General features: G+C 40.3%; 9 protein-coding genes. All 9 read left to right on the forward strand.

What is annotated here, in order from left to right; genetic code table 11:
• The first annotated feature begins 49 nt into the window (after positions 1-49).
• The 9 genes from ACH0QE_RS17545 to ACH0QE_RS17585 all read left to right on the forward strand — a co-directional run bounded on the left by ACH0QE_RS17545 (position 50) and on the right by ACH0QE_RS17585 (position 12,445).
• Positions 50-1,123, forward strand: a complete 1,074-nt coding sequence (locus ACH0QE_RS17545) for a GerAB/ArcD/ProY family transporter (RefSeq protein WP_083717703.1) — start codon at positions 50-52, stop codon at positions 1,121-1,123.
• A gap of 9 nt (positions 1,124-1,132) precedes the next feature.
• The gene (locus ACH0QE_RS17550; protein WP_415781329.1) at positions 1,133-2,674 is read left to right on the forward strand and encodes a spore germination protein; all 1,542 of its coding nucleotides are present in this window, start codon (positions 1,133-1,135) and stop codon (positions 2,672-2,674) included.
• Positions 2,675-2,676: 2 nt separating this feature from the next.
• A complete protein-coding gene (locus ACH0QE_RS17555) occupies positions 2,677-3,840 on the forward strand; it encodes a Ger(x)C family spore germination protein (RefSeq protein ID WP_415781330.1) in 1,164 nt (387 codons plus the stop codon).
• A 326-nt stretch (positions 3,841-4,166) separates the two neighbouring features.
• Positions 4,167-4,718, forward strand: a complete 552-nt coding sequence (locus ACH0QE_RS17560; RefSeq protein ID WP_415781331.1) for a hypothetical protein — start codon at positions 4,167-4,169, stop codon at positions 4,716-4,718.
• A gap of 203 nt (positions 4,719-4,921) precedes the next feature.
• The gene (locus ACH0QE_RS17565) at positions 4,922-5,293 is read left to right on the forward strand and encodes a hypothetical protein (RefSeq protein ID WP_415781333.1); all 372 of its coding nucleotides are present in this window, start codon (positions 4,922-4,924) and stop codon (positions 5,291-5,293) included.
• Between the two features lie 105 nt (positions 5,294-5,398).
• Positions 5,399-5,740, forward strand: coding sequence for a PrgI family mobile element protein (locus tag ACH0QE_RS17570; RefSeq protein ID WP_415781334.1), 342 nt, complete (start codon positions 5,399-5,401; stop codon positions 5,738-5,740).
• Positions 5,722-6,651, forward strand: a complete 930-nt coding sequence (locus ACH0QE_RS17575) for a hypothetical protein (RefSeq protein WP_415801824.1) — start codon at positions 5,722-5,724, stop codon at positions 6,649-6,651. The genes ACH0QE_RS17570 and ACH0QE_RS17575 overlap by 19 nt, the downstream gene beginning before the upstream one ends.
• The gene (locus ACH0QE_RS17580; RefSeq protein WP_415781336.1) at positions 6,599-8,692 is read left to right on the forward strand and encodes a VirB4 family type IV secretion system protein; all 2,094 of its coding nucleotides are present in this window, start codon (positions 6,599-6,601) and stop codon (positions 8,690-8,692) included. The genes ACH0QE_RS17575 and ACH0QE_RS17580 overlap by 53 nt, the downstream gene beginning before the upstream one ends.
• Before the next feature lie 18 nt (positions 8,693-8,710).
• Entirely contained in the window at positions 8,711-12,445 is a 3,735-nt protein-coding gene (locus tag ACH0QE_RS17585) for a hypothetical protein (protein WP_415781337.1), read from the forward strand.
• The last annotated feature ends 3 nt before the right edge of the window (positions 12,446-12,448 follow it).

Consider the following 12,448-nt stretch of genomic DNA (forward strand, 5'->3'; position numbering starts at 1 on the left):
TATAGCTCATGATGTTTCTATTTCCAATTGTTGGATTTGAGGTGAGTTTTTGCCTAAGATTACTCCTATTCAGTCATACATGATTATTATGCTTTCGGTTGGATTAATGAACCACGTGATTATTATCCCTTTACTACTCGAAGCATCAAAGCGAGATGCCTGGCTCGTAGTGCTTCTTGTTTTTGTCGCTTCACCTGTTTGGATTGGTTGCTTGAACTACATCATTCAAAACATGAACAATCAACACATGAAAAAGTGGCTAGATCAGCACTTTGGAAAGTTTTTATCTGCAATCTTAGTGATTATTTATAGTTTGTTATTATGGCTCATGGGCTTTATTTCCTTAAAAGATACTCTAACATGGACAATCGCATCTTACTTGCCGCAAACACCGATACTAGTTCTTGCGGGAACCACACTTGTTGCATGCTTCTTTGCTGCTTTTCAAGGACTCCGTACAATTGCAATTGTGAGCGGAATATTGTTGCCATTTGTTGTTATTCTAGGTCATCTTGTGGCGATTGCCAATTTTCAGTTTAAAGATTATACCCTGCTTTTTCCTTTGTTAGAAAACGGGACAGCTCCATTATGGAAAGGTGTTCCTTACGTTGCCGGGGGATTGCTGGAGTTGTCTTTCTTGATGTTGCTGATTCAGCACAAATTAACAAAAAAACCAGGATTTAAAAGCTTGATGTTGATGTGCTTCATCCTTACAGGACTTACGTTAGGACCATTGATGGGATCGATTGCGATATTTGGCCCTGATGAAGCGGCTAACCAGAGATACCCAGCTTACGCTCAATGGAGAATCGTTAGACTGGGAGAATATGTGGAGCATGTCGATTTTTTTTCGATTTACCAGTGGCTATCCGGTACATTCATTCGTGTGTCCCTTTCTATCTATCTCTTGGGAGAATTGTGGAATTTACAAAAACGCAGTTGGTTACCCGTGTTATTTGGCGCATTGGCCATGCTTGTTGCCATTTTGCTGCCGATGAGCGACATGGCTTTTCTAGACTTGTTAGGAAGGTTTTATTTTCCTTCATTTTGTATCTTTACAGTAGGGACCTTGATCCTGTATGTTGGTCGAATGATCATCTCAAGAATTCGCCAAAAGGAGTGACTAGCTAGGATGAATAAACTATTCCGACGAATGAAAAGAATATTTGGAAATCAGGGGGCAGAAAGCAAGAGGCCATCGCCTAATACAGAGGCAACAGTCTTGCAACCGCTTAATGAACAATCACTCATCCAACACTTTAAAATGTGTCAAGATGTTAAGCGCCATGTTTACAAATTAAACCCTGATGATGAACAATCGAGAATCCTATTGCTTTATTGTGAGGGGTTAAGTGACAACCAAACATTCATTCATGAAACTGTGCTTCCTCATTTGACCCGATTTTATGAAAACAATGGTTTTCACCATCAGGAGGAAATAGTCGAGTCGAGCCAACTACAATTAGAGTTCGTTACTCTTGAGGAGTGGGAGCAAACGGCCGAAACGGATATTTTTGAAGGCAAACTGCTTTTGTTTATTCCGACCCTACGTTCCTTGTTCTCCCTCGATATCTCAAAAAAACCGGCGCGAAATCCGGAAGAATCCAGTATTGAGGTCTCGGTACGGGGGCCAAAGGATGGATTTGTGGAAGAAGTGGGAGTCAATGTGGCGTTAATTCGGAAACGAATCAAATCAACCAGCATGGTTTATGAAACGAAAAAAGTAGGCGTTCGCACGAAAACAACCGTTGCAATTCTTTACATGCGTGACATTGTTGATCCTAAGATTGTTCAAGATGTAAAGAATAAATTAGATGATCTTCACATTGACGGAGCGTTTAGCGCCACTCAGCTAGAAGAATTAATGGAACCGACAAAAGCATTGTTTCCTTTGATGGGGTATACAGGCAGACCAGACTTTACCGCTAACTGTATGCTAAATGGCCGTGTAGCGTTGATTGTGGATGGTACACCAGCTGCGTTGATTGCGCCTGCCAATTTATTTTTGCTTGTGAAAGCACCCGAAGATATCCACTTTACTGCTTTGTCAGCTACATTTGGTCAAACGCTTCGTTTACTTGGTTTGTCCGTATCGCTACTGCTTCCTGCATTTTTTGTTGCCATTCTTTCCTATCATCAAGATCAGCTGCCCTATTATCTGCTTGCCACTTTGGGGATTAACCGGTTGGGAATCCCTTTTGATTCGGCAACTGAAATGATTATTGTACTTATCTTTTTAGAAATCCTGCGGGAATCTGGTATCCGATTGCCTACTGCGGTCGGCTCCACGATAACGGTTGTAGGCGGACTTATCCTCGGGGATGCGGCCATTCGTGCTGGATTCTTATCCCCAGGTACCGTTGTCATCGGAGCAATTACACACATCTTTGGTTCAACTTTATCGAGCCTATCATTGGCTGGAACAATTAGTATCTTACGCTTTTTTCATTTCATTCTGTCTGCCATGCTTGGCATTTATGGCTTCTTCCTTGGAATATTTATTTTACTCAGCCATTTAGCCTCTTTGCGTTCATGCGGCTTGCCTTACTTAGCCCCAATATCACCTCCATTTAAAGACTTTTTCAACGCTTTGTTCCGATTACCTTGGCAATGGCGAAACACTCGACCGGACATGTTGAAGACACAAGATTCTACAAGGAAGAGGGACAGGTAAAAATGAGGAGATATAAAAGTATCGTTGCATTTTTCCTTCTTCTCACCCTTACCGGTTGCTGGGGCAAAAATGAAGTGCAAAACACAAACTATGCTACGGCTGTTGGAATAGACTATGTAGATGGCCAATACACCTTATATGTGCAATTGCTTGATTTCTCGACAGTGGCCAAGCTGGAGGGACAGCAAAAAGCGGAGCAACCCCCAGTTTGGATTGGCAAAGGCGAAGGTTCCTCGTTTACGGAGGCGGCAAATGATATGTACAGTACATCACAACAGCGCTTATACTGGGGACAAGTCTCAGCCATCTTGTTCAGCGAGAGATTGATGAAGGAAAACAAAGTCGGAGAAGTGCTGGAATTGATCAACCGTTATCGTGAAATAAGGGAGTTGACCTGGGTGTTTAGCACGAGAGAGCCTCCTGAAGAAATCTTGCTGGCAACCCCATTTTTTAGATTATCGCCAAAGGCATCCATTCTTCACAATCCCGAGCAAAATTTCAGACAGCTTTCTATCCTTGCTCCGGTCCGCTTGCAACAATTTTTACTGGACTCAAACGAAAAGGCAAGAACCAGTTATATACCGGAATTATCGCTTCGTAAAGGTCAATGGCAGGAAAGTCAAAAACCAAAAGAGCTGCTTAGATATTCAGGCGTACAAGTATATGATCTAAACAATTATTATGGACGAATGGATCTTAAGGATTTGTCCGGATTGCCTTGGCTAAGTACTCACACGATCCGAGTACCTCTTGATTTATTTACCAAAGAGAAGCTTGCGGCTGTTCTTGTCATAGAAAAACCCAAATATGAAGTGACTCCTATTGTGAAATTGAACAAGGCGTATTTCGATATTTCAGTAAAAGTGAAGGCAGAAATCAATGAATTGCATACGGACCTTACCGAAAAGGAACTCACACAAATGGCTCAGGAAAAAATAGAGGAACAAATTCGTAAAACGTATCAAACTGCTTTTAAAAATGAAATAGATATTTACGATTTGGGCGAATCTTTGTATCGCAAACACCCACATCAATGGAAGAGCATTGCCACAGGAAAACAGCAACTCGTTTTAAACCAAGATTCCCTGCGTCATGTAAAGGTTGAGGTGAATATTGTTTACCCTGGAAGATATAAATTACATGAATATGGGGAATCCACCTCGTGATTCTGGTAAGGGAAATTATTGCCCTCACCCTGCTTCTTCTGCTTAGCGTTGAAGAAGCAGAGTTTTTGTATACAAAAAATAGTTTAACGTTGTAAATCCGCATTTTCCTGACGGAACCCCTATTAGAATTTGCTCAAGAAAATCGTGAATTTTTTACGTCTGCTTCCAAATGGAATGAATACGCTAAAGAATATAGCCTGCCAAGTGTAGGTTGTTATAAGCGGTACTTTGGCTCGTGGAATAATGCCAAAAAATTAATTGGTTCCCCCATCTCTAATCCAACAAAAATAGAGTATAAATATTCTGAAAACCAAATAATAGAGGCATTGCAACAAAATGAAGAAATTGCTGTGAAGTCTACTCTTTGGCAGGCATACGCACAAGAAAAGGGCCTTCCATCATTTGAAACAATCGTCGGAAGATTTGGTTCTTGGAAAGCTGCCTTGTTATCAGCAGGTTTATCAAGTGACAAAGGAATGCCAACTCCACATACACCTGACAAGATGTATTCGAAGGAAGAATTAATTACCATTGCAAAAAAGCATAAATCTTCCTTTGTAAACAAAACACAATGGGATGAATACTCTAAGCTTCATAAATTGCCCTGCAGTTCGACATACACTAAACACTTTGGTTCTTGGGGCCTATCTTTGAGAGCTGTTGGAATCAATCCAGTTATAGAGCGAACCAAGAAATACACAAAAAACGACCTGATTAAACTTGCTGCTCAAAATCTAGATCTTTTATCAAGTTCCAAGCGTTGGAGAGGATGCGCTGCTTCAAGAAATCTTCCAACCTATAGAACCTATATTATCTACTTTGGTTCTTGGAAAAATGTGCAAAAATCCGTTGAATTATATTTACGTAAAGCAAATTAACCATTCAAAAACTTTACATCCCATTTTTCTGAGAGTAGAAATTTTTCCATTAAGTATTGACCACATAGGAGGATTCCATTAATATAAAGACATACAAATTAATAGTAACGGGACGGCCCCGAGGAAACTGTATGAAACACTATTTATCGTGATTCATACAGTTCTTCGGGGCTTTTTGTGTTGCATTAAAAGGAGGTGAATACATGAAAAAGCTAAATTCTAAAAAAATCATTTCTTTCGTCACTATGGCGGCGGTTTTCGCATTTGTGTTTATGGTCTTCTCCCCAGAGGAAGCAGCTGCTGCTTGGAAAAAAGCCGGTATCACTCCTTCAGGGGATATCAAAAACAGCACTATTTATAAAGATTTAGACACGATTGTTTACCTAGTTATGGCTGTTGGTGGTTTCTGGGTACTGCTATGCTTACTGTTTGCCGGTATGAAACTAGCTGCTGCTCAAGGGAATCCTCAAGCAAGGACTCAAGGGTTTGTCGGTCTAGCGATGAGCGCACTCGGCTTATTTATTATTGTTAAGGCATATGATATTGCAGGTTGGGTAGCAGGTTTCGGAAGCTAATCCAATATCATCTTTTAAAAAGCTGAAAATTCCCCTTACATAACACCCCTCTAATTTAATTTTTAGAGGGGTTATGTTTTAAGGTTCGAAAAAGGAGTGGTTTTAATGAGAAAAGTAACCGTGCCGATCGATATGGCCTCCGAGCAAAAAACCATTCTCGGCGTTCTTTCAAAACGACAAATGATTTACTTAATTGCCGGGGGATCCCTCCTCTACGCATACATTCCTGTCGTCTTCAATTTATTTCCCAATATTGTTTTAGGATTAATTTTCAGCTTTGTATCTGCTTTACCAACTCTAGGTGCCGTTCTGGTACTAGGGTTTATAAAAAAGAACAAATACCATTTGAATTATGATCAATATCTATTAATCAAATTAGGATATAAAAATCAAATTGGCATTTGGAGAAAAGGGACTACACCCAAGGATTGGATGGTGAACAAATAATGAAAGACCTTCTTATCATGGGAATTTTCGGTATCGCGTTATATGTGTTTTTTAAAGTAATGACAAAGGAACCGATTTTACCCTGGAAAGAAAAAGACACATCTAGTGATACGAATACGAACGTAAAGCGGAAAAGCAAGAAGAAAAAACATGAAGTTCAAATGGAACAAGAAGCCCAATTATTTGAAGATTTGTTTAAAGATGTAAAAGATATATCTAACCATATGATTCGCTTCAACGATAACTCTTTCACCCTCATTGGTGAAGTTGAGCCGGTGAACTACTTCCTAAAAAGTCAAAGTGAACAAGAAGCGATTGACACAGTGTTCGAAAGCTGGCTTGCTTCACTGAATTATCATGTTGGGTTTTATCTTCAAAATAGATTCATTGATATTTCAGAACCTATTGAGAATATGACCAAAAGCATGAAAGATTCGGAGGACCTGAATGAAGCAGCTCTTAGTTTTGGTCAGTCAATGATTGAAGACCTGGTCAAGTGGCAAACCAGTTCTCCTAGATACGAAACAAAAAGATATCTGATTTTCACACATAAAGTAAATATTGGCGAAATTAATGCAGATTCAAAAGAAGAATTAGAAGAAAAAATAATCGAAAAGGCTTTTGCAGAATTAATGAGACGCTTAAACTCCGCAAAAGCTCAATTAAGGAAAGCGGAAATCAATGTAACACTTCTTCCTACCGAAGGTATTTATGATTTGCTCTATCACACTTTCAATAGACGTAAAGCAGTGAAGCAACGATTTAAAGATATGGTGGAACAAGAAAAAAATTCACTCTATGTCACAGCTGATCAATCCGACGAAAGAATTGAAGCAGTCAAGGAGGCTATTGAAGAAAATGAAATTCAAGAAAACCGACAAGAAACAACCCAGCAAGAAAGAGCCAGCTAAAAATGTCAAAAAGTCAAAATCGACAGTTCGTAATAATAATACTGAAGATCCTGATTATCAATTAGATACAAAACCTAATATGTGGGAAATAATCTCGCCAGAAGGCCTGAAAATCGATTCCGAAGACTTTGGTATCATCAAGCAATCGCTTGGAACCAAAACATATTTCAGACCGGTTTACATACCCAGAGATGGTTATCCACGAAAGACAGTAACAAACTGGCTCTACAATATAACATCAAGCGGGGAAGTAGATGTTTTCGTTGATGTTCATAAAGTGGGGAAATCCGATGCAGTACGAACCTTGCAAAGGCAAATAACTATGCTTGAATCAAATCTAACCTTCCAGACCAAACGTGGAAATATCGACCAAATAAATGATTTGACAAGCAAAATTAGAGATACCGATCAATTAATGTCTGAAATTCAGTTTTCTGAAAATGATATGTATAACGTAGGAACGCTAGCCGTTCTTTATGGTCAAAGCGAAAAGGAATTGAATCGGTACAGCGAAGCATTAGAGGATGAAATGACGAGTATGTTTTTCTCGCTAACCTCTACATGGGGAAGAGTAAAAAAAGGCTTCCGCAGCGTCCTACCTTTCGGTAAGAACGAAATCACTGATTCCCTTAGAAATATTGACCGACGAGCCCTTTCTACTTTCTCGCCTTTCATCAGCGGCAGCGGTAAATATATGGGTGGTGTCCCTCTCGGTGTTAATAAAATTACTGGCCAGCTTGAATTTATCAATTCATTCGGCAATGAAGAATACAGACCGCAAAACTACAATATGTTCGTTGTCGGTATTTCAGGTAGCGGTAAGTCCGTAACTCTTAAACTTCTAATAGCCCGGGAGCTTACAGGGGCAAATATTTACTCTAGATTAATAGATCCAGAAGGTGAATTTGTTAGGATCACTAAGCGCCTTGGCGGCATCAACTTAAATATCAGTGAAGAGGAAGACATTTGCATTAATCCTCTTGCCATCAATTACACAGACATTCCTCTTGATGAGAATGATGAAGAATTGGAACAACTGGAAGATTCGGATGAAAAAGAAATCGTTGAAAAAGAAGGAAAGAAATATATTCGCTTTGTTCCGCTCCGTGAAAAAATGAATGACATTTTAGATTTCTTTGACATAATCTGTCGCGGAAAAAATGCCGAAGATCGCGGGCTTGATGTTTTTGAACGAAACTTCTTAGAAGAAGCGGTACAGTTTATTTTTAATGAAAAGCTTGCGCTAACTTCCCATCCTGAATCTTTATTTGAAAATAAGGTTGTTCAAATTGACAACCAATTAATCCAATCCAGAGTGAGGAAGCCAGAGCCCACTATCTCCGATATCTTTGAGTATTTAAAAACGCACTATGAAAAAGAACCAAAGGCACTCCGTTTAATTGCAGCTATCCGTCCTTTCCTAAGAGATGGCTCAAAACCTATTTTTGATGGCCAAACATATTTAGGTAAGGGTGTTACACAATCTTTGGAAGATGCTCGTCTTGTAAATTTTAACATCAGTCAAATGGAAGAAGGGTTTTTGCGGCCAATTGCTTATCACGTTATTCTCAACTATTTATGGGAGCATTTTGTTAAAAACCTCGATAATGCGACCAAAAAGAAATTTGTATACGCTGATGAAGCTTGGACCCTGGTAGACAGTGATCAAACTGTAAGCTTCTTAGAAAAGATGGCAAGACGTGCACGCAAACGGAATGCTGGTTTACGACTGGCTTCTCAAGACTTTGTTCGATTTGTAACTAACGATAAGGCTCGAGGAATTTTACAGAACACTCACTCTTATTTATTCCTTCAACAGAATAAGATCGATTTAAAAGCCATCAAAGAAAACTTCGATCTTAGTGCCGGTGAAATTGATATTTTGTTTGGAATGCCTGATAAGGGTGAGGGAATCCTCCGGATTGGTAAAAGCTCTGTTTGGCTTCAAACCAATCCGAGTGATGAAGAATTATTCTTTATTGAATCGAACCAGGCTGTATATGAAGAGAAAATGCGGCAGAAACAACTTATGCAGCATTGATAGAAGGGTGGGCTTTTGTTGTTAAACGACAAAATAATGGACTTATTCCAGGCTCTGTTCGGGAAGATTTGGGAATGGCTTCTAGGTCCATTTAAAGACTTAAGAGGCTTTAAAGAATTAATCTATGGAAAGGATGGTGATACGAACCTTGCATACGGCATTTTCACTTCTGATGAAATATCAAAAATATATACACCTGGGCTAAATGCTTTTGTTGCCTTAGCGGTAACAGCCATTTTAGTCGGAATTGTTATAGCGGGTATGCGAATTTCATCTTCAGGTATAAATCCATCAAATCGTACCTATGTAATTGAATTTTTTAAAGACTTACTGATTGTTGGAATCTTGCTTTTCAATCTATCTACCCTGTATCACGTTATCTTTGGATTAAACTACACTATTGTCAATCTTTTTGCAGGTGTTGATAAAGAGTTAATTGATATGAAAGATAGCTTAGATACTTCCAAAGGAGTTCTTGGTGAACTCATCATACAACTTTCACTTTTAGGATTAGCAATTTGGGCTAACTTCTACTACATGATGAGAAGACTGACCCTTTTACTACTTATGATAATGGGACCGCTTATGCTCGCCCTATATCTCATTCCTCAGACTAAAGGGATTACAATGGGGTGGTTAAAGGAACTAACCGGTACTGTGTTTGTTCAGGCGGTTCATGCGGCTTTATATTGGATGGTTGCATTAATGTCTGCAACCACTTCGGGAATAGAAGGAGTAATTCTCTACATTATTTTCATTCCTGTTGCCGAATCAATTCGAGCCTTGCTAGGGCTTGGTGGGCAAATGAATGACCGTCTAACTAAATCGGCTGCAATGTTTGGTGGGGCAGCATTAGCTGGTATGTACGGTTCTGTTCGTGGAGCCTTAGGAGGTAAGTCTGTAACTGAAGCTCTTCGGAATGTAGCTGGAAAAGCGACTAAGGCGGTATCGGGAAAAGGCGGTTCCGGAGAAGAAGAAGATGGAGCAAAAGGTTTACTCTCTAACGCAGGCACTGATATTGGTTCAACTTCCCGCGCTGAGCGAATGCTTAAAGCTGGAGAAATTCTATCCAAGAGTGGTAAAGCAGTTTTCGGCGCTGCAGGCGCAATTGCCGGTTCCCCAATGGGCCCTATGGGGGCAATCGCAGGTTCTACTATAGGTTTTAATGCCGGTGGCGTTGTTGGCGGAGTAGCAGGACGAGCCGGTATGGCAATCGCAGAGGGTGGCGGCAAAAGGATAGCCGCGGGAGTTAAGGCTGGTGTTGATAAATTCAAGGGGATCAAAAATGCTGAATCTGCAGCTGATGAGAAATTGGCCAAATCAATAGCTGAAGATGACACCACGAAATGGGCTAGTGAAAATCAGGAAAGTTTCATGAAAGATTTAAAAGAACGTTTCCCGGATGCTCATCAATCTTCACTAAATAAAATGTGGGACAACGAGGTTTCAGCTAAACATGGAGAATACCTGGAAAAAGCAAGAGCAACGGTTGGACAAATAAAGAAAACAAATGGACAACATGCTAAAGCTTCTGATCTCGTTAATTCCACCGTTGATAATTTGACAAATGATTGGGCTAAAAATAATAAAGACCAGTTCATAAAGGATTATGATACTAAGAATCCGCTTCCAGCAAATCCAACTGAAGGAGACATTTTAAAACATAACCAAAACCGGGAAGCCGCTTGGCAGACGGCTGTTGCAGGGAAAAGAGCAGCTATAAGTACAGCTGCTGCTGCAACTGCTGTGAAATTGGGGCAAAGCGGTGCAGCGTTAGTCAATAACCTTACAAATGATTGGGCTAAGACCAACAAAGACCAGTTCATGAAGGATTACGATTCTAAGAATCCGCTCCCTTCAAATGCAACGCAAGAGGATATTCAAAAGCACAATCAAAATAAGGAAGCCGCTTGGCAAGCAACTGTGGCAGATAAGAAACAAGCGATTAGTAATATCACTTCTTTAAGCCCGTCAAGTTTAAGTAAAGGGGTTTCCTCTGTAGTTAGTAATTTAACCAATGAGTGGGCAAACAAGAACAAAGATCAATTTATGAAAGACTACGATGCAAACCATCCGCTTCCGGCCAACGCAACAAAAGGAGAAGTTACTAAACACAACCAGAACAAGGAAGCAGCCTGGCAGAATGCTGTTTCTAGTAAAAAGGATTCTATTGGCAATACCGTTTCATCTGTATTACCTAAAATTAACAATGCTGAATCTATGAATCTTTCCTATATAAATAAAGAGGATTTCGCTAACACTGTAGGACAAGAAGTGAGTTCGGTGGTGGGCACGGGAGGAAGAGAAGCAGTTACAGCCGTAAAAGCTGCAACTGCCAATGTTAAAAATGCATCTTTGTATTCAGGAAAATCCGTAAATACACCATACCTCGCTAATCAGTTAGCTAGTATAAAAACCGCCGCGGGTAAAGCTCAGTTCATTAAAAATGGCCTTAATTCAGGAGAGTTTGCCTCTGAACATGAAGCTACCCAGCAATGGAATCAAGTAGAGGCTCCAAAGAGGTATGCTCAAAATATGAGCCAGGTATCTCAAAGCATGCCGCGGCATATACCATTAGACCATGCTGTCATTGGCAATAAGGTACTAAGGGCTGGTGGAGCAGTTGCGGGCAGTGTTTCTTCATTTGTCACAGGCACAGCTGGCGTAAAAGAAGTTGGACAATTTTTATCCGATACTAAAATCGGACAGGGTGCGATTGGTGCGGCAATGGGGCTTAAACAAGGAGCCAATTTCGACCTGTCGCAGGGTGTTATCACGGGTACTGTATCCGGTGTAGGTTCAGCATTAAAAACTGCTGGCACAACCGCTGTATCAAACTTTAAAAATCATGTTCCTTCAAATGTTGTTGAAAAACAGGCAGGTTTCAAAAATTCAGCTGCCTATGCATCTGGAATCGTTGGTGGCGTAGGTGGATATAAAGCTGGAGCGAATTTTGGAGCCAAATATAACCCTTATAATAATGCCGCGAATCAGCAAATAGCAGAAATTGCGGAAATTGCACATATGGCCCAAACCATTACTGGACCAAATGGGGAAAGTATAGTCGCTAATGGAGCGGTTCGCATGGTAACAACCGCCAACCAAACCGTTCTTCAAGTAAAAGATAAGGCTGGTCAAGTACAAACAGTGTCCCGAATAGCCTCCGGCGATTCGAGCTTGCAAAAAGGGCAAACCGTATACCAAGACCTAACCATTCAAGACGGTCAACTTATAACTGCTTCTAATGCATATAAGGAAGATAGCGGCGGCGGCAGGGTTGCGCTTAATCGAAATATAAATGTGAATCCTAATAAGCTTGTCGCAAACCGAAATACACCTCAATCACCGCGGGTAGTCCAAGAAGTTCAAAGCTACAACCAAAAGGTTGATAGTGGGCAATACTACTTGAAAGATGCTATGAATGAAATGACAAATATTCATATGGTGGTGGATCGGAATAGAAGTTATTTGGTTGGGAATAAAGGTGGAAAAGAATATCGCATTTCTCAATATGGTCCGGGTGACGCACGCTTAAATACTGACGAAATTGTATACAGGAAAACAGAAGTCCGTAATAAGAGTCTGGTTGTTACAACAGCACACCGCAATGAAATTGGCGGGGAAGAAATTGAATATCATAATTCCGCGCGTCCCGAAGATCTCGCTCCAAAAATTCCACCTAATAAGCGGAGTATTGCAAGGAAACAAAATGAAAAATTTAGAAATAAATCTTTCACAGAGCCTTTGAGGTGATAT

The organism is Mesobacillus sp., assembly GCF_047739415.1.
Classification (GTDB): domain Bacteria; phylum Bacillota; class Bacilli; order Bacillales; family Cytobacillaceae; genus Mesobacillus.